Below are 18,130 nucleotides of genomic sequence, written 5' to 3' on the forward strand. Positions count from 1 at the left end.
CCCCCTTGCCCGCGATTTCAGGGCCGCCTGGCCGAGGTGACCCGGTAGACGTCGTAGACGCCCTCCACGCCGCGTACGGCCTTCAGGACGTGGCCCAGGTGCTTGGGGTCGCCCATCTCGAAGGTGAACCGCGAGGTGGCCACCCGGTCGCGGGAGGTCTGGACGGCCGCCGACAGGATGTTGACGTGCTGGTCGGAGAGGATCCGAGTGACGTCGGAGAGCAGCCGGGAGCGGTCCAGCGCCTCGACCTGGATGGCGACCAGGAAGACCGAGGACTGGGTGGGGGCCCACTCGACCTCCAGGATCCGTTCGGGCTGCTGCGAGAGCGACTCCACGTTGACGCAGTCGGCGCGGTGCACGGAGACGCCGCTGCCCCGGGTGACGAAGCCGATGATCGGGTCGCCGGGTACGGGCGTACAGCAGCGGGCCAGCTTGACCCAGACGTCCTCGACGCCCTTGACGACGACTCCGGGATCCGCGTTGGCGCGGCGCTTGCTGCGGCCGCCGTGCGAGGGCGGGGTGGACTCGGCGAGGTCCTCGTTGGCCTCGTCGTGGCCGCCGAGCGCCTGCACCAGCTTCTGCACGACGCCCGCCGCCGCGACATGGCCCTCGCCGATGGCCGCGTACAGCGAGGAGATGTCCGGGTAGCGCATCTCGTGGGCGAGGGTGACCAGGGAGTCGCCGGTCAGGATGCGCTGGATCGGCAGGTTCTGCTTGCGCATGGCGCGCGCGATGGAGTCCTTGCCCTGCTCGATGGCCTCGTCGCGGCGCTCCTTGGAGAACCAGGCGCGGATCTTGTTGCGGGCGCGCGGCGACTTGACGAAGCCGAGCCAGTCCCGGGAGGGTCCGGCGCCGGCCGCCTTGGAGGTGAAGACCTCGACCAGGTCGCCGTTGTCGAGCGTCGATTCGAGCGGGACGAGCCGCCCGTTGACGCGTGCTCCTATGGTCCGGTGGCCGACCTCGGTGTGGACGGCGTACGCGAAGTCGACGGGGGTCGCGCCGGCCGGCAGCGCTATCACGTCGCCCTTCGGTGTGAAGACGAAGACCTCGTTGCGCGAGAGGTCGAAACGCAGGGACTCCAGGAACTCGCTGGGGTCCTCGGTCTCCTTCTGCCAGTCCAGGAGCTGGCGCAGCCACGCCATGTCGTTGACCGTGTCCTGGCCTCGCCCGGTGTGCTTGGGCACGTCGGTACGCACCTTGGAGGCGCCCGCGACGGCCTCCTGCTTGTACTTCCAGTGGGCGGCGATGCCGTACTCGGCGCGGCGGTGCATGTCGAAGGTGCGGATCTGGAGCTCGACGGGCTTACCGCTGGGACCGATCACCGTGGTGTGCAGCGACTGGTACATGTTGAACTTGGGCATCGCGATGTAGTCCTTGAACCGCCCGGGCACCGGGTTCCACCGGGCGTGGACGGTGCCGAGCGCCGCGTAGCAGTCGCGGACGGTGTCGACGAGGACCCTGATGCCCACCAGGTCGTAGATCTCGGCGAAGTCGCGGCCTCGCACGATCATCTTCTGGTAGACGCTGTAGTAGTGCTTGGGGCGGCCGGTGACGGTGGCCTTGATGCGGGCGGCGCGCAGGTCGGCCTGGACCTCGTCGGTCACTATGGCGAGGTATTCGTCGCGCTTGGGGGCGCGCTCGGCGACGAGCCGGACGATCTCGTCGTACATCTTGGGGTAGAGGATCGCGAAGGCGAGGTCCTCCAGCTCCCACTTGATGGTGTTCATGCCCAGCCGGTGCGCCAGCGGGGCGTAGATCTCCAGCGTCTCGCGGGCCTTCTTCTCCTGCTTCTCCCGCTTGAGGTAACGCATGGTGCGCATGTTGTGCAGGCGGTCGGCGAGCTTGATGACCAGGACCCGGGGGTCCTTGGCCATGGCGACGACCATCTTGCGTACGGTCTCGGCCTGCGCGGCCTCGCCGAACTTGACCTTGTCGAGCTTGGTGACGCCGTCGACGAGGAGGGCGACCTGGTCGCCGAAGTCGCGCCGCAGGGTGTCCAGGCCGTACTCGGTGTCCTCGACGGTGTCGTGCAGCAGGCCCGCCATCAGCGTCGCCGGGTCCATGCCCAGCTCGGCGAGGATCGTGGTGACGGCCAGCGGGTGGGTGATGTAGGGGTCGCCGCTCTTGCGCTTCTGCCCGCGGTGCCAGCGCTCGGCGACCTGGTAGGCCTTCTCGATCTGGCGGAGCGTGGCCGTCTCGATCTTGGGGTCGTTGCCCCGGACCGTACGCAGGAGGGGTTCCAGGACCGGGTTGTACGGGCTGGAGCGCTGTACGCCCAGTCGGGCGAGGCGGGCCCGCACGCGGTTGGAGGAGCCGCCGGTGCGGGAGGCCGACCCGGCGGTGGCCCCGGTCTTCGCGGGGGGTCCGGGAGCCGGAGGCTTGGGCGTCTCAGGGGCCGGTTTCCTTGCCGGTGGCTGCGCGGGTCCGGTCGTCCCGGCCGGATTCGGCGGCGTCTCGGGGCCCGCGGGCTTCGCGGGAGGGGCGGTCGGCCCGGCGGGCTTCGCGGCCGCCGGGGGGCGCGCGGCGTCGACGGCGGGCGCGGGCTCCGGCGCGTTCGAGGGCGCGGCCTTTTCCGGCGTGGCTGGGGCCGCCACGGGCTTGTCGGGCTGCGGGGCGGCGGCTGACTGGGCCTCGTCTGGCAAGAGCGCTCCTCGTGCGGATCCGGGGTACCCGGAGAGCCCATGGTATCGATCCCCCGGCGGGACCTCGCCCGGGGACGGTGGGAGCCTGCACAACGAGGGATGGGCACCCGGTGTTCCCGGATGCCCATCCCTCGTGCTCGGTGTCCGTCGCAGGTCGGTGACCAGCGGATCAGACCGTGATGAGGGCCTCCAGCGGTGCGCCGGCGAGGCCCGGCTCCAGGCGGGCCCGGCCCGCGAGGAAGCCGAGCTCCATGAGCACCGCGACGCCCGCGACCTGGGCGCCGGCCCGCCGGATGAGCTCCAGCGAGGCTTCGGCGGTGCCGCCGGTGGCGAGGACGTCGTCGATGATCATGACCCGGTCGTCCGCGTCGAGGTCCTCGGCGTGGATCTCGATCTCCGCGCTGCCGTACTCCAGCTCGTAGGTCTGGCTCAGCGTGGCACCGGGGAGCTTCCCGGCCTTGCGGACCGGGATGAAGCCGATGCCCGCCCGGACCGCGACGGGCGCGGCCAGGATGAAGCCGCGCGCCTCCAGGCCGACGATCTTCGTGGCGCCGTGCCGTACGCACAGCTCCGCGAGGGCGTCGGTGAGCGCCGTGAAGGCCACCGGGTCCGCGAGCAGCGGGGTGATGTCCTTGAACATCACGCCCGGCTTCGGGTAGTCCGCGACATCGCGGATCCGGCTGAGCAGCAGCTCCTTGATGGATTCGGTGGTGCTCGTCATCGCTCAGCGCTTCCCGGGGGTACGGCCGTGCGACCGGGGGCGGCCGATCGTCGTGCCCGCCGTCTCGGTGTCGTCGCGCGGGTCCTCGGGGCCGTCCTCGGGAGACTCGCCCTTGGCGGCCGCGGCGGCCCGCTTGGCGAGGATCCGCTTCTTCAGCGCCTTCATCTGCGGCTCGCGTTCCTTGAGGTCGGCGACGAGCGGCGTGGCGATGAAGATCGAGGAGTAGGCGCCGGCGGCGAGACCGACGAACAGCGACAGCGAGATGTCGTTCAGCATGCCCGCGCCGAAGACGCCGCCGCCGATGAACAGCAGACCGGCCACCGGCAGCAGCGCCACCACGGTGGTGTTGATGGAGCGGACCAGGGTGCTGTTGATCGACCGGTTGGCGACCTCGCTGTACGTGAAGCGGGTCTGCTTGGTGATGTCCTTCTGGCCCTCCTTGAGGCTGTCGAAGACCACCACCGTGTCGTACAGGGAGTAACCGAGAATGGTCAGCAGACCGATCACCGTGCCCGGCGTGACCTCGAAGCCGACCAGGGCGTAGACGCCGACCGTGATGGTGATGTCGTGGATCAGCGCGATGAGGGCGGCGACGGCCATCCGCCACTCGAAGGCGATGGCCAGATAGATCACCACCAGGATCATGAAGACCCCGAGGCCGGTCCACGCCTTGTTCGCGATCTGCTCACCCCAGCTGGGGCCGACCAGGTCCGCGTTGATGTCGTTGGCGGGAATGCCCAGCTCGTCGGAGAGCGTCGCCTTGATCTCGTTGGCCTTGGCGGTGTCGACCTCGGTGATCTGAATGCGCAGACCGCCGTTGCCCAACTCCTGGACGATCGCCATGTGGCCGGACGCCTCGGTCGCCACGTCGGTGGCCTGGGCGGTCGAGATCTGGGCCTTGGTGTCGGTCGTGAAGACCGCGCCGCCCTTGAACTCGATGCCCATGCGCAGGCCGCCGACCGCCACGCCGATGATGGCCGTGATGGTGATCAGGATCGAGATGCCGTACCAGATCTTGCGGTTGCGGATGAAGTCGTAGCCGACCTCGCCGCGGTAGAGCCGGGCGCCGAGATTGCCGAGTCGCGACATCTCACGCCTCCTTCGGTTCGGTGGGGGCGTTGACACGGCGCGAGCGGCGCAGCGGCGGCTGGGCACCGAGCCGCTTCGGGTCCAGCCCGGACCACGGGCCGCCCCTGGAGAAGAACTTCGTCCGTCCCATGAGCGTCATGAGGGGCTTCGTGAAGAAGAAGACCACGACGACGTCGAGGAGCGTGGTGAGGCCGAGTGTGAAGGCGAAGCCCTGCACCTTGCCGACGGTGACGATGAAGAGCACCGCGGCGGCCAGGAACGACACGAAGTCGGAGACCAGGATGGTGCGCCGGGCGCGCGGCCAGGCGCGCTCGATGGCGGGACGGAGCGTGCGTCCCTCGCGGATCTCGTCTCTGACGCGTTCGAAGTAGACGATGAACGAGTCAGCTGTGATGCCGATGGCGACGATGGCGCCGCAGACCGCCGGCAGGTTCAGCGCGAAGCCGATGGCCGGGCCCAACAGAGCCATGATCGTGTACGTCAGTGCGCCGGAGACCAGGAGGCTCAGGAGCGCGATGAACGCGAGGCCCCGGTAGTAGACGACCAGGTAGACGACGACCAGTGCCAGACCGATGGCGCCGGCGATCAGACCGCCCTTGAGCTGCTCGCTGCCGAGGGCCGCGGTCACGGTGGTGACGCTGACTTCCTTGAAGGTCAGCGGCAGTGCGCCGTAGGACAGGATGTTGCCGAGGTCCTCGGCCGACTGCTGGTCGAAGCTGCCGGAGATCTGGGCGTTCTTGCTGAGCGCGGTGCGCACCGAGGGAGCGGAGACGACCTCGCCGTCGAGGACGATCGCGAACTGGTTCATCGGCGGCTGCTGCTGCGAGAGCCGGCTGGTGATCGTCTGGAACTTCTTCGCGCCCTTGGAGGTGAACTCCATCGACACGATCCACTCGCCGGTCTGCTGCTCGATGGCGCCCTTGGCGTCGTCGACGTCGCTGCCGGAGACCTCGGCCGGGCCGAGGACGTACTTCTCGTAGCTGCCCGGGACGTTCGAGCCGCAGGCGACGATCGAGTCGGTGGGCTTGGCGTTCTGGCCGGCCTCCGAGCGCTGCTTGGGGTCGGTGCAGTCGAGCTTGGCGAACTCCTCCTGGAGCTTGGCCGTGGCCGGGTCCGCGGAGGGCGAGGCCTCGGGGGAGTCGGACGGCTTCGGCTTGTCGGAGGCGCCGGGGGTCGGGTCGTCCTTCGTCAGGGCGCCGGTGACCGCGCGGCCCTGGGTGGTGGCGCTCGCCGAGGGGGTGGCCTCCGAACCGGTGGCCTCCTCGCCCTTGGGCTTGTCCGCGCCTTCGGCGGACTCACCGGGCTTCGGGGTGGCGCTGCCCGAGGGCGTCGCGGAACCGGAGGGCTCGGGCTCCGCGGGGCCGCTCGCCTGCACCGTCAGAACGGGCCGGAAGTAGAGCTGGGCGGTGGTACCGACCTGCTTCTGGGCCTGCTCGGAGTTGGTTCCCTTGGGGATGTTGACGATGATGTTCTCGCGGCCCTGGGTCTGAACCTCAGCCTCGGAGACGCCCAGCCCGTTGACTCGCCGTTCGATGATCCCGACCGCGGTGTTCATGTTGGTCGGGTTGATCGCGTTCGGCTTGCCGGGCTGGTTCTGCGCCTCCAGCGTGATCGACGTCCCGCCGGCCAGGTCGATGCCCAGCCGGGGCGTGGTGTGCCCCGAGAGGAACATCCCGCCTGCGAGCGCGACCATGGCGATGAGGATCAGAGCCAGGGCACGCCCCGGCCTGCCATGACCGCCGGACGGCCCTCGGCCCTTCTTGGGTGCTGCCACCTTCTCGTTTCTCCCTGTCCAACCGCCCCGCGCCGGGTACGCGCCCGAGCGGCCACGAAGTGTAGTGGGGACCCTGCCCCCGCAGACGACCGCACGGTCCCGGGGACGCCGCGCGCCGATGGGCGCGCGACGTCCCCGGGATCGTGAGAACTACTTGGAGTCGGCCTCGCCGTCGGTCTTGCTCTCGTCCTTGGCGTCCTTGACGTCCTTGACGTCCTTCACCGCGACGTCCTCCGGCTCGGCGTCGTCGGCCGTGTCGTCCTTGGCCAGGTCGATCTTGGCGACCTCGGCGGAGTCGGACTCGCCGGTCAGCGACGAGGCGTCGTCGGGAACGACGGTGCCGTCGGCGTCCAGCTCCGGGTCGTCACCGTGCACGATGCGGTTGTACTCCGTGTCGTCCAGGACGGCGCCGATGGAGTTCTTCGCGTAGATGGCGTGCACGCCGGGAGCGACCTCGAGGAGAACGGTGTCGTCGTGGACTTCCTTGACGGTGGCGTACATGCCCCCGATCGTCCGGACGCCGGTGCCGGGCTGCATGTCGTTGCGCATCTGCGCGGCCGCCGCCTGCTTCTTCTTGGCGGAGCGGGTCATCAGGAACATGGCCCCGATGAGCACGATGAAGGGGAGGAGAGTCAAGATATCCACGGGACGGGAATTCCTTCGCACGACCGCGCTGGAATGCGGCCTGTATCTACGGGGGTGGGTACACCGACCGGTAAGGGCGGCATCGGCGGAGTCTAAGCGAGTCCGCATCGATGGAACAACGCCCAGCATGGCACCGGGGTTCCTGTGCACGCGAACCTGTGACGCATCACGCCCCGAACAGACCCTGTTGTCCCTTTGCTCCGTGCTGCGGCGGGACCAGTCCCAGATGTGCCCAGGCAGCCGGGGTGGCGACGCGGCCGCGCGGCGTCCTGGCCAGCAGTCCTTCCCGTACGAGGAAGGGCTCGGCGACCTCCTCGACGGTCTCCCGCTCCTCCCCCACCGCGACCGCCAGCGTGGACAGCCCCACCGGGCCGCCGCCGAAGAGCTTCAGCAGGGCGCCGAGGACGGCGCGGTCCAGCCGATCGAGTCCGCGGGCGTCAACCTCGTACACCTTGAGGGCGGCCATCGCGATCTCCCGGTCGATCGTGCCCTCCGCCTTGACCTGGGCGTAGTCGCGGACGCGGCGCAGCAGGCGGTTGGCGATACGGGGGGTGCCGCGGGAGCGTCCGGCGATCTCGGCGGCGCCCTCCACGTCGATGCCGACGTCGAGGAGGCGGGCGGAGCGGTGGATGACGCGCTCCAGCTCGGCGGGGGCGTAGAACTCCATGTGCCCGGTGAAGCCGAAGCGGTCGCGCAGCGGGGGCGGGAGCAGCCCGGCCCTGGTGGTGGCCCCGACCAGGGTGAAGGGGGGCAGTTCCAGCGGGATGGCGGTGGCGCCGGGGCCCTTGCCGACGATGACGTCGACCCGGAAGTCCTCCATCGCCATGTAGAGCATCTCCTCGGCGGGCCGGGACATCCGGTGGATCTCGTCGAGGAAGAGGACCTCGCCCTCCTGGAGGGAGGAGAGGATCGCCGCGAGGTCGCCGGCGTGCTGGATGGCGGGGCCCGAGGTGATCCTGATCGGGGCGTTCATCTCCGCCGCGATGATCATCGAAAGAGTGGTCTTGCCGAGGCCGGGCGCGCCGGAGAGGAGGACGTGGTCGGCGGTGGCGCCGCGGGCGCGGGCGGCCTTGAGGACCAGGTCGAGCTGTTCGCGGACCTTCTCCTGGCCGACGAACTCCTCCAGGTCCTTGGGGCGCAGCGCCGCCTCGACCGCGGTGTCCTCGCCGTCGAGATGGCCGGCGTCGACCAGCCGGTCGTCGAGGACCGGGCCGGTCGGCTCGTCGGTCTCGGGTCCGGTCTCGTCCCAGTTCATCAGGGGCCTCTTCGGTGGTTCGGTGCCGGTCAGCGTGCGCGGTTGAGAGTCTGCAGGGCGGCCCGCAGCAGCTGCGGCACGGGGGGTGCCGTGCCCTCGGCGACGGCGGCCTCGGCCTGCGGGGCGACGGCGTTCACGGCCTCGTCGGCCTCACGGCCGGCGTAGCCGAGGCCGATCAGGGCGGCCTGGAGCTGGTCGCGCCAGCCCGAGGTGACGGGGGTGCCGATGCCCTGCGGGCCGATGTGCGCGCCGACCGGTTCGCCGAGCCGGTCCTTGAGCTCCAGAAGCAGCTTCTGCGCGCCCTTCTTCCCGATGCCGGAGACGGCGGTCAGCGCCTTCTCGTCGCCGGTGGAGACCGCGCGGCGCAGGGCGTCGGGGCTGTGGGTGGCGAGCATCGCCTGGGCGAGACGGGGCCCGACGCCGCTGGCGGTCTGGAGGAGCTCGAACACCTGCCGCTCGTCGTCGTCCCGGAAGCCGTACAGCGTGAGGGAGTCCTCGCGGACGACCAGCGAGGTGGCGAGCCGGGCCTCCTTGCCGACGCGCAGGTCGGCGAGGGTGTGCGGGGTGCACTGGACCGCCATGCCGATGCCGCCGACCTCGATGACGGCCGTGGTCGGGGCGAGGGCGGCCACCGGGCCGGAGACGAAGGCGATCATGCGGTGCGGCCTTTCAGCGGGCGAGGCGTGCTGGGCGTACGGGAGGCGCCGGGCGTGCGGGACGTGCCGGGGACCCCGGGGGTGCGGGACGCACCGGACGTGCGGTGGGCGGCGACGGCCTGCTGGAGCCGGTTCTGCGCGGGGGCGCGCCAGATGTGGCAGATGGCCAGCGCCAGGGCGTCGGCGGCGTCGGCGGGCTTGGGCGGTGCGTCCAGCCGCAGCAGCCGGGTCACCATGGCTCCCACCTGGTCCTTGTCGGCGCGGCCCGATCCGGTGACGGCCGCCTTGACCTCGCTGGGGGTGTGCAGGGCGACGGGGATGCCGCGACGGGCGGCGCAGAGCATGGCGACCGCGCTGGCCTGGGCGGTGCCCATCACGGTGCGGACGTTGTGCTGGGCGAAGACGCGCTCGACCGCGACGAAGCCCGGGGAGTGTTCGTCGAGCCACTGCTCGATGCCGCGCTCGACGGCGACGAGCCGGTCGCCGAGCTCCGCGTCGGAGGGGGTGCGCACGACGCCGACGCCGATCATGGTCAGAGGTCTTCCCGCGACTCCTTCGACCACGCCGACGCCGCATCGGGTCAGCCCCGGGTCAATGCCCAGAACCCGCATGAAGCCCCCCTGTCCTCAGCCCGTCGCCGACGCGCGCCGCGCCCGCTCGATCATCTGTTCCCGCAGGCTATCGGCTCGCACGGACAATCCGTCGCAACCACAGGACGACGGGCCGACGGGGAGTGCCCCGTCGGCCCGTCGCACGGGACCGTGTCCGCCCTGTCGGCCGTACCGTCAGGCGGCGTCGACCTTCTCCATGACCTCGTCGGACACGTCGAAGTTGGCGAAGACGTTCTGCACGTCGTCGCTGTCCTCCAGCGCGTCGATGAGCTTGAAGATCTTGCGGGCGCCCTCTTCGTCCAGCTCGACCTGCATGGTCGGCAGGAAGTTGGCCTCGGCGGAGTCGTAGTCGATGCCCGCCTCCTGGAGCGCGGTGCGCACCGCGACCATGTCGGTGGCCTCGCTGACCACCTCGAAGGTGTCGCCGAGGTCGTTGACCTCCTCGGCGCCCGCGTCGAGGACCGCGCCGAGGACGTCGTCCTCGGCCAGCTCGCCCTTGGGCACGATCACGACGCCCTTGCGGTTGAACAGGTACGAGACGGAGCCCGGGTCGGCCATGGAACCGCCGTTCCGGGTCATCGCGACACGTACGTCGGACGCGGCACGGTTGCGGTTGTCGGTGAGGCACTCGATGAGCACCGCGACACCGTTGGGGCCGTATCCCTCGTACATGATCGTCTCGTAGTCGGCGCCGCCCGCTTCGAGACCGCCACCGCGCTTGACCGCGGAGTCGATGTTCTTGTTCGGGACGGAGCTCTTCTTCGCCTTCTGGATGGCGTCGACGAGCGTGGGGTTGCCGTCGGGGTCCACGCCGCCGGAGCGCGCCGCGACCTCGATGTTCTTGATCAGCTTCGCGAAGAGCTTGCCGCGCTTGGCGTCAATCACGGCCTTCTTGTGCTTCGTCGTAGCCCATTTAGAGTGGCCGGACATCTGCCTTCTCCTTCGCGTCACCAAAATCGAGTCGAACCCGAGAGATCCTACCGGGGTCCGCTCAGTTCACTGCGCGCACCATGTCCGCGAACAGAGCGTGTACGCGATGGTCGCCGGTCAGTTCGGGATGGAACGAGGTGGCGAGGGCGTTTTTCTGCCGGACGGCCACGATATGCCCGCCGTGTTCGGCGATGACCTCGGTCTCGGCCCCGACCGACTCGACCCACGGAGCGCGGATGAACACACCGTCCACCGGGCCGCCTTCGACGCCGCCGACCTCCACCGCGGCCTCGAACGACTCGTTCTGGCGGCCGAAGGCGTTGCGCCGCACGATCATGTCGATGCCGCCGACGGTCTCCTGGCCCGAGCGGGGGTCGAGGATCTTCTCGGCCAGCAGGATCATCCCGGCGCAGGTGCCGTAGACCGGCATCCCGGCCCGGACCCGTCCGCGCAGCGGCTCCATCATGCCGAAGAGCACGGCCAGTTTGGACATGGTGGTGGACTCGCCGCCCGGTATGACCAGGCCGTCGACCTCGGCGAGTTCCTCGGGGCGCCGGACCGGCCTGGCCAGGGCGTCCGCCGAGGCCAGGGCGATCAGGTGCTCCCGTACGTCGCCCTGGAGAGCCAGCACGCCGATCAGGGGGGTGTCGCTCATCAGTGGTTACCAGCCGCGGTTGGCGTAGCGCTCGGACTCGGGGAGGGTGTCGCAGTTGATGCCGACCATGGCCTCGCCCAGGTTGCGGGAGGCGTCCGCGATGACCTTCGGGTCGTCGTAGAAGGTGGTGGCCTTCACGATGGCGGCGGCGCGCTTGGCCGGGTCGCCGGACTTGAAGATGCCGGAGCCGACGAAGACGCCCTCGGCGCCGAGCTGGCGCATCAGCGCGGCGTCGGCCGGGGTGGCGACGCCACCGGCGGAGAACAGCACGACGGGCAGCTTGCCGAGCTCCGCGACCTCCTTGACCAGCTCGTAGGGGGCGCGGAGGTCCTTGGCGGCGGCGTACAGCTCGTTGTTGTCGAAGCCGCGCAGCCGGGCTATCTCGTTCTTGATCTGGCGCAGGTGGCGGACGGCCTCGACGACGTTGCCGGTGCCGGCCTCGCCCTTCGAGCGGATCATGGCCGCGCCCTCGGCGATGCGGCGCAGGGCCTCGCCCAGGTTGGTGGCGCCGCAGACGAAGGGGGTGGTGAAGGCGAACTTGTCGCTGTGGTTGACCTCGTCGGCCGGGGTGAGGACCTCGGACTCGTCGATGTAGTCGACGCCGAGGGACTGGAGCACCTGGGCCTCGACGAAGTGGCCGATGCGGGACTTGGCCATGACGGGGATGGAGACGGCCCCGATGATCTCCTCGATCATGTTGGGGTCGGACATCCGGGCCACTCCGCCGTCCTTGCGGATGTCGGCCGGGACGCGCTCCAGGGCCATGACGGCCACGGCGCCCGCGTCCTCGGCGATCTTCGCCTGTTCGGCGTCGACGACGTCCATGATCACGCCGCCCTTGAGCTGCTCGGCCATGCCGCGCTTGACGCGGGCGGTGCCGGTGGCGGGGTACTCGGCGGACTGCGGGGTGCTGGGAAGCGTGGACACGGGACCTCACTCGGTGAAAGACGCTGGATGCTGCAACGCCGAGCAAACGCCCCGGGACCAGTCCACAGCAAGGGCCAATGAACAGGCCGTGGATCGTTTTGGCCCTGGATCGGTCCGGGGACCGGTCCTCCAAGTCGGTCCGTCGGTCCCCGGGTCGATAGCCGGCTCAGGTGCCGGGCCGGTCCGCGAGGGCCACCGGTGGGGCGTCGTCCATCTCGAAGGCGAGCGGGAACGGCGCGTGCCCGGCCAGCCGGAAGAGCCGGACGGTACGGTGCCGGCGCAGGGCGCGGGCGGCGCGTACCGCGTCGTTGTGGAAGCGCCGGGCCATGGGGACGCGGCGTACGGCGGCGGCCAGTTCGGTGGCCGCCTCCTCGCCGCCGGGGATCTCCTTCACCGCGTCGACCTGTGCCGGTTCGCCGAACACGGCGCGCAGGGCGGTGCTCAGTTCGCTCTCGGCGACCTCGCGGTGGTCCTCCTCGGCCTGCCGGGCGGCGTGCGCCGCCTCGTACAGGACGATCGAGGCGGCCGGGTCCAGGACGCCGGAGGTGGCCAGCTCCTGGGTGACCGAGGCGCGGCGCAGCAGTTGGGCGTCGAGGGCGGCGCGGGCGGCGTCGATCCGGGAGTGCAGGCGGTCGAGCCGGCCGGCGGTCCAGCTGAGGTACACGCCGACCGCGATGAGGGCGACGACGATCCAGACGATGAGGGTTACGGTCACGGGCCCACACGCTACCGTCGCCGGGGGCCCCCGCTTCAACAGGAGGCCCCGGGGCCGGCCCGGTGCTCAGTCCCGGGCCAGCCCGAACCGGGCCCGCAGCCCGGAGCGTTCGTCCGCCGCGACCGAGGCGGCCCCGTCGGTCACCGTCTCGTACACCGCGAGGATGTCGGCCCCCACCGTCGCCCAGTCGAAGCGCCGGACGTGGGCCTCTCCGCGCTCGCGCAGTCCGGCCCGGCGCTCCGGGTCGCCCAGCAGCCGGATCGCCGCGTCGGCCAGCGCCTCGGCGTCCTCGCCTGCGAACAGGTCGCCCGCCGCGCCCTGGTCCAGCACCTGCGCGAAGGCGTCCAGGTCGCTCGCCAGCACCGGCGCACCGGCCGACAGCGCCTCGACCAGGATGATGCCGAAGCTCTCGCCGCCGGTGTTCGGGGCCACGTACACATCGACGCTGCGCAGCAGCCGGGCCTTGTCCTCGTCGCTGACCATGCCGAGGAACTCGACGCGCTCGCGCATTTCCTTCGGCAGCGTGGCCACCGCCTCCTCCTCGTCGCCGCGCCCGGCGACCAGCAGCCGGGCCCCGGGGTGGGCGGCGAGGATCGCGGGCAGCGCCTTCATCAGGACGGGCAGGCCCTTGCGGGGTTCGTCGATGCGGCCGATGAAGCCGAGGGTCCCGCCCTGCCACTCGGCCTTCGGCTCGGCCCGGGAGAAGAAGCCGACGTCGACGCCGTTGGGGATGACGACGGCGTCCCCGCCGAGGTGCTCGACCAGGGTGCGCCGGGCGTACTCGCTGACGGCGATCCGGGCGCTGATCTTCTCCAGCGCGGGCTGGAGGATCGGGTACGCGGCGATCATCGCCCGGGAGCGCGGGTTGGAGGTGTGGAAGGTGGCCACGATCGGCCCCTGCGCCGCCCAGCAGGCCAGCAGGCCGAGCGACGGGGAGGTCGGCTCGTGGATGTGGATGACGTCGAAGGTGCCGTCGTGGAGCCAGCGCCGCACCCGGGCCGCCGACAGGAAGCCGAAGTTCAGCCGGGCGACGGAGCCGTTGTACGGGACGGGGACGGCCCGGCCCGCCGAGACGACGTAAGGAGGCAGCGGCGTCTCGTCGTCGGCGGGGGCCAGGACGGAGACCTCGTGGCCGAGCCCGATCAGGTGTTCGGCGAGGTCCCGGATGTGGAACTGCACACCGCCCGGTACGTCCCAGGAGTACGGGCAGACGATGCCGATCTTCACGTGGGTTCCCCCCGGGGGTCCAGGTCGTCCAGCCAGAGCCGCTGGAGCATGTGCCAGTCCTCCGGGTGCTCGGCGATGCCGCCGGCGAAGGCGTCGGCCAGCGCCTGGGTCATGGCGGTGGCCTTCTCGACGCGGGTGCCCTCCGCCGGCACGTCGACCGCCGGATGGATGCGCCCACGCATCACCGGCCCGTCGTACCAGAGGGTCACCGGCAGCAGCTTCGCGCCCGTCTGCTGGGCGAGCAGTGCCGGGCCCGCGGGCATCCGGGCGGTGGCGCCGAAGAACGACACCTCGACGCCGGACGCGGACAGATCCCGGTCCGCGACCAGGCAGATCAGGCCGCCCGCGCGCAGCCGCCGGGCCAGGGTGCCGAAGGCGGACCCGCCGCTGTGCGGGAGGACCTCCATGCCCAGGCCCTCGCGGTAGGCGACGAACCGGTCGTAGAGCGTCGCGGGCTCCAGGCGTTCGGCGACGGTGGTGAAGGGGACCTTCAGGTCGGTGGTGACCCAGGCCCCCGCGAGGTCCCAGTTGGCCAGGTGCGGCAGGGCGACGATCACGCCCTTCCCGGCGTCCAGGCCTTCGGCCAGGTGGTGGGTGCCGTCGATGTCGATGCCGGCCTTGACGCGCTCGGGGCTCCAGGTCGGCAGCCGGAACGACTCCATCCAGTAGCGCATGTAGGAGCGCATCCCGGCCCGCGACAGCTCCGCCAGCCGGTCGGGACCCGCGTCGGGGACGACCCGGGCCAGGTTCGACTCCAGGCGCAGCACGCTCTTGCCGCGCCGCTTCCACACCTGGTCGGCGATGGTGCGGAAGAGCCGGGCGGCGGCGGGCTCGGGCAGCTTCTTGACGGCGCCCCAGCCCAGTCCGTACAGCCCGTCGGTGAGTCGGCCCTTCAGGTCGGACGTACCGCCGCTCACCGGTCGCCCTCGCTCCCCTGACCGACCTGACCGACCTGACCTGCGGAACCGGCGGCGGACGGGCCTGCGGCGGCCTGCCCCACGGCGGCTTCCGCGGCATCCGCGTCGGCGGATTCGCGGCGCACGGTCACCACGCGCTGGATCAGCGTCACGAGGCTGCCCCCGGCGACGATCCACAGCGCGATCGGCAGCAGGATGTCGATACCGGGGACGCCGAACGTGTGCAGTCCGGCGAGACCGGCGGCGACCAGCGAGATCACCAGGCGCTCGGCGCGCTCCACGAGGCCGTTGACCGCGACCGGCAGGCCGATCGACTCGCCGCGCGCCTTGGTGTAGGAGACCACCTGGCCGCTGGCCAGGCAGAAGATCGCGACGGCGCACAGGATGTTGTCGTCACCGCTGCCCGCGTACCAGAGGGCGAATCCGGCGAAGATCGCCCCGTCGGCGACCCGGTCCAGCGTCGAGTCGAGGAACGCGCCCCACCGGCTGGAGATCCCGGCCTGCCGCGCCATGTTGCCGTCGACGAGGTCGGAGAAGACGAAGATCGTGATGACGATCGTGCCCCAGAAGAACTCCCCCATGGGGAAAAAGACCAGCGCACCCGCCATCACTCCGGCCGTGCCGACGAGAGTGACCGCGTCGGGGCTGACCCCGAGGCGGAGCAGCAGAGCGGCGAACGGTGTGAGGACACGCGTGAAGAATGCACGCGCGTACTTGTTCAGCATGGCCTTCCCGAGGGTTCGGTTCGCCGTGCGGCCCCTTCGGCCACCGGCTGGCCCATCGTAGTCACCGCCGGTGCCTTCCACCGGACGGGCACCCGCCGCCGGGTGTCACACGGGCTCCCCGCCCGGCCCGGACCGCACCCGTGCGCGGCGTGGGACCGCGTCCGTGCGCGGCGTGAGGGACGTGCGGGTGCGCGGCATCCGGACCGTGCCGTGCGGCGACGTATGGACGAGGCCCCGTCGCGGTGCCAAGCTCGAAGGACCGCGGGCGTCGGCGAAGCCGCCGCGGCGGCCTCCCCGTGCCCGTGACCACCGCTGCTCCGCGCGCGGTCGCCCTCCCCCGCACCGCGCCGCCGACCGGGAGGAACGCATCATGGGCGACAAGGCACACGCGCACCCCGGGGCCGCCGGAGGAGTACCGGCGGCCGGCCACCCCGGCGCCGTACGGAACGTGGTGCTGGTCGGCCCCAGCGGATCGGGCAAGACCACACTGGTCGAGGCCCTGGCCGCGGCGGCGGGAGCCGTGAACCGTGCCGGGCGGGTCGAGGACGGGGCGACCGTATCCGACTACGACGACATCGAGCGGCGCCGGCGGCGTTCCGTACAGCTTTCGCTGGTCCCGGTGGCCTGGGACGGCTGCAAGATCAATCTGCTGGACACCCCCGGCTACGCGGACTTCGTCGGGGAGCTGCGGGCCGGTCTGCGCGCGGCGGACGCGGCCCTCTTCGTCGTCTCGGCCGCCCAGGACGCCGCGTCCGTGGCCGCGACCACCCGGGCCGCCTGGGAGGAGTGCGCGCTCGTCGGCATGGAGCGCGCGATCGTCGTGACGCACCTGGACACGGCCCGCACCTCCTACCGGGAGATGAACCGGATCTGCGCCGATGCCTTCGGGGGCGAGGACCCCGACGCCGTACTGCCGCTGTACCTGCCCGTGCTGGGCCCGGAGGGCGCCGACGGGCACGCCCCGCTGACCGGGCTCACCGGGCTGCTGAGCCGGCGCGTCCTCGACTACTCCTCGGGGGAACGCGTCGAGCTGCCGCCCGCGCCCGACCAGGAGGAGCCCCTGCGGGCGGCCCGGGACCGGCTGATCGAGGGGATCATCGCCGAGAGCGAGGACGAGTCCCTGATGGACCGCTATCTCGACGGCGAGGACCTCGACGTCGCGACGCTGATCGCCGACCTGGAACGGGCCGTCGCCCGGGGCTCCTTCCACCCCGTCCTCACCGCGGCGCCCGCGGCCGAGGGCGCCCGCCAGGGCATCGGCACCGTCGAACTGCTGGAGCTGATCACCCGCGGCTTCCCGACCCCGCTGGAGCGCACCCCGCCCGCCGTCACCACCCCGTCGGGCGAGCCGCGGCCCGCCCCGGTCTGCGATCCCGGGGGCCCGCTGGTCGCCGAGATCGTCAAGACGGACTCCGACCCGTACGTGGGCCGGGTCTCGCTGGTCCGCGTCTTCTCCGGCACCCTGCGCCCCGACGACTCCGTACACCTCTGCGGCCACGGCCTGGACGCCACGGGACACGCGTCCCGTCCGTGTCACGAGGCGGAGATCCGCGTCGGGGCGCTCACCTCACCGTTCGGCCGCCGGCAGTACGCCCTGGACCGGTGCGTCGCGGGCGATCTGGCGTGCGTGGCCCGGCTCGGTGGGGCGGAGACCGGCGACACGCTCTCCCCGGCCGACGACCCCGTCCTGATCGAACCCTGGTCGACGCCCGACCCGCTGCTCCCGCTGGCCGTACGGGCACACGGCAAGGCGGACGAGGACAAGCTGTCGCAGGGCCTGGCCCGGCTGGTCGCCGAGGACCCCACGCTGCGCCTCGAACAGAACCCGGACACCGGTCAGGTCGTCCTGTGGTGCCTGGGCGAGGCCCATCAGGAGGTGGCCCTGGAGCGGCTGCGCAGCCGTTACGGCGTCCAGGTCGACACGGAAGCGCACCGGGTGCCGCTGCGCGAGACGTTCGCCGGGCGGGCCGCCGGGCGCGGACGGCACGTCAAACAGTCGGGTGGGCACGGCCAGTTCGCGATCTGCGAGATCGAGGTGGAGCCGCTGCCGCCGGGCTCGGGCATCGAGTTCGTCGACAGGGTCGTCGGCGGTTCGGTGCCGCGTCGGTTCATCCTCTCGGTGGAGAAGGGCGTGCGGGCCCAGGCTGCCCGGGGGCTGGCCGCCGGGCGCCCGCTGGTCGACGTGCGCGTCACGCTGCTGGACGGCAAGGCGCACTCGGTGGACTCCTCGGACGCCGCCTTCCAGACCGCCGGGGCGCTCGCGCTGCGCGAGGCCGCGTCCGACACCCGCGTCCAACTCCTTGAACCGGTCTGCGAGGTGAGCGTCCTGGTCCCCGACGACTATGTGGGCCCGGTGATGAGCGACCTCTCGGGGCGGCGGGGCTGTGTCGTGGGAACCGAGCAGAGTCCGGGCGGGCGCACGCTCGTACGGGCCCAGGTGCCGGAGATCGAAGTCGGCCGGTACGCGGTGGACCTGCGCTCCCTGTCGCACGGCACGGGCCGCTTCGACCGCGCCTACGCCCGCCACGAGGCGATGCCGCCGCACGTGGCGGACCGGGTCCGGGCGGAGCGGGAGGACGGGTCCCCCGGCGCGTGACCGGCGCACGGTCGCACAGCCCGTTCGATGCACGCGGGCGACGGG

General features: G+C 71.5%; 16 protein-coding genes. 1 reads left to right on the plus strand and 15 read right to left on the minus strand.

Going from position 1 to position 18,130, the window contains the following annotated elements; translation table 11 throughout:
- Positions 1 to 17: 17 nt before the first annotated feature.
- The 15 genes from ACIRJT_RS09895 to pgsA form a co-directional block, all read right to left on the minus strand.
- Positions 18 to 2,594, minus strand: a complete 2,577-nt coding sequence (locus tag ACIRJT_RS09895) for a RelA/SpoT family protein (protein ID WP_403907499.1) — start codon at positions 2,592 to 2,594, stop codon at positions 18 to 20.
- Between the two features lie 217 nt (positions 2,595 to 2,811).
- Positions 2,812 to 3,363 carry an adenine phosphoribosyltransferase gene (locus ACIRJT_RS09900; protein WP_403906873.1) on the minus strand — a complete coding sequence of 184 codons (552 nt, stop codon included), beginning with the start codon at positions 3,361 to 3,363 and terminating at the stop codon, positions 2,812 to 2,814.
- 3 nt (positions 3,364 to 3,366) lie between these two features.
- Positions 3,367 to 4,452 carry a protein translocase subunit SecF gene (gene secF, locus ACIRJT_RS09905; protein ID WP_403906875.1) on the minus strand — a complete coding sequence of 362 codons (1,086 nt, stop codon included), beginning with the start codon at positions 4,450 to 4,452 and terminating at the stop codon, positions 3,367 to 3,369.
- A 1-nt stretch (position 4,453) separates the two neighbouring features.
- A complete protein-coding gene (gene secD / locus ACIRJT_RS09910) occupies positions 4,454 to 6,226 on the minus strand; it encodes a protein translocase subunit SecD (RefSeq protein WP_403906877.1) in 1,773 nt (590 codons plus the stop codon).
- 150 nt (positions 6,227 to 6,376) lie between these two features.
- Positions 6,377 to 6,871, minus strand: a complete 495-nt coding sequence (gene yajC, locus ACIRJT_RS09915) for a preprotein translocase subunit YajC (protein ID WP_403906879.1) — start codon at positions 6,869 to 6,871, stop codon at positions 6,377 to 6,379.
- 166 nt (positions 6,872 to 7,037) lie between these two features.
- The gene (ruvB, locus tag ACIRJT_RS09920) at positions 7,038 to 8,126 is read right to left on the minus strand and encodes a Holliday junction branch migration DNA helicase RuvB (protein ID WP_371622442.1); all 1,089 of its coding nucleotides are present in this window, start codon (positions 8,124 to 8,126) and stop codon (positions 7,038 to 7,040) included.
- A gap of 29 nt (positions 8,127 to 8,155) precedes the next feature.
- Positions 8,156 to 8,782 (minus strand): Holliday junction branch migration protein RuvA, encoded by a 627-nt coding sequence (gene ruvA / locus ACIRJT_RS09925; protein WP_403906883.1) that lies wholly within the window; start codon positions 8,780 to 8,782, stop codon positions 8,156 to 8,158.
- The gene (ruvC, locus tag ACIRJT_RS09930) at positions 8,779 to 9,393 is read right to left on the minus strand and encodes a crossover junction endodeoxyribonuclease RuvC (protein ID WP_403906885.1); all 615 of its coding nucleotides are present in this window, start codon (positions 9,391 to 9,393) and stop codon (positions 8,779 to 8,781) included. The genes ruvA and ruvC overlap by 4 nt, the downstream gene beginning before the upstream one ends.
- Before the next feature lie 174 nt (positions 9,394 to 9,567).
- The gene (locus tag ACIRJT_RS09935; RefSeq protein WP_403906887.1) at positions 9,568 to 10,323 is read right to left on the minus strand and encodes a YebC/PmpR family DNA-binding transcriptional regulator; all 756 of its coding nucleotides are present in this window, start codon (positions 10,321 to 10,323) and stop codon (positions 9,568 to 9,570) included.
- Positions 10,324 to 10,384: 61 nt separating this feature from the next.
- A complete protein-coding gene (gene pdxT, locus ACIRJT_RS09940; protein WP_403906890.1) occupies positions 10,385 to 10,978 on the minus strand; it encodes a pyridoxal 5'-phosphate synthase glutaminase subunit PdxT in 594 nt (197 codons plus the stop codon).
- A 6-nt stretch (positions 10,979 to 10,984) separates the two neighbouring features.
- Positions 10,985 to 11,905 carry a pyridoxal 5'-phosphate synthase lyase subunit PdxS gene (pdxS, locus tag ACIRJT_RS09945; RefSeq protein WP_018960500.1) on the minus strand — a complete coding sequence of 307 codons (921 nt, stop codon included), beginning with the start codon at positions 11,903 to 11,905 and terminating at the stop codon, positions 10,985 to 10,987.
- A gap of 166 nt (positions 11,906 to 12,071) precedes the next feature.
- Entirely contained in the window at positions 12,072 to 12,620 is a 549-nt protein-coding gene (locus ACIRJT_RS09950) for a hypothetical protein (protein WP_047175721.1), read from the minus strand.
- 66 nt (positions 12,621 to 12,686) lie between these two features.
- Positions 12,687 to 13,847 (minus strand): glycosyltransferase family 4 protein, encoded by a 1,161-nt coding sequence (locus ACIRJT_RS09955; protein ID WP_403906893.1) that lies wholly within the window; start codon positions 13,845 to 13,847, stop codon positions 12,687 to 12,689.
- On the minus strand, positions 13,844 to 14,764 hold the full coding sequence (locus ACIRJT_RS09960; RefSeq protein ID WP_403906895.1) for a phosphatidylinositol mannoside acyltransferase: 921 nt from the start codon (positions 14,762 to 14,764) through the stop codon (positions 13,844 to 13,846). The genes ACIRJT_RS09955 and ACIRJT_RS09960 overlap by 4 nt, the downstream gene beginning before the upstream one ends.
- Positions 14,761 to 15,489: a phosphatidylinositol phosphate synthase gene (gene pgsA / locus ACIRJT_RS09965; RefSeq protein ID WP_403906898.1), complete on the minus strand. Its 729-nt coding sequence runs from the start codon at positions 15,487 to 15,489 to the stop codon at positions 14,761 to 14,763. Before pgsA ends, ACIRJT_RS09960 begins: the two co-directional genes overlap by 4 nt.
- 370 nt (positions 15,490 to 15,859) lie before the next feature.
- On the opposite strand from pgsA, the gene ACIRJT_RS09970 reads away from it, so the two are divergent.
- Positions 15,860 to 18,085: an elongation factor G-like protein EF-G2 gene (locus ACIRJT_RS09970; RefSeq protein WP_403906900.1), complete on the plus strand. Its 2,226-nt coding sequence runs from the start codon at positions 15,860 to 15,862 to the stop codon at positions 18,083 to 18,085.
- The last annotated feature ends 45 nt before the right edge of the window (positions 18,086 to 18,130 follow it).

This window comes from Streptomyces sp. NPDC102283, assembly GCF_044766265.1.
In the GTDB taxonomy this organism is placed as follows: Bacteria; Actinomycetota; Actinomycetes; order Streptomycetales; family Streptomycetaceae; genus Streptomyces.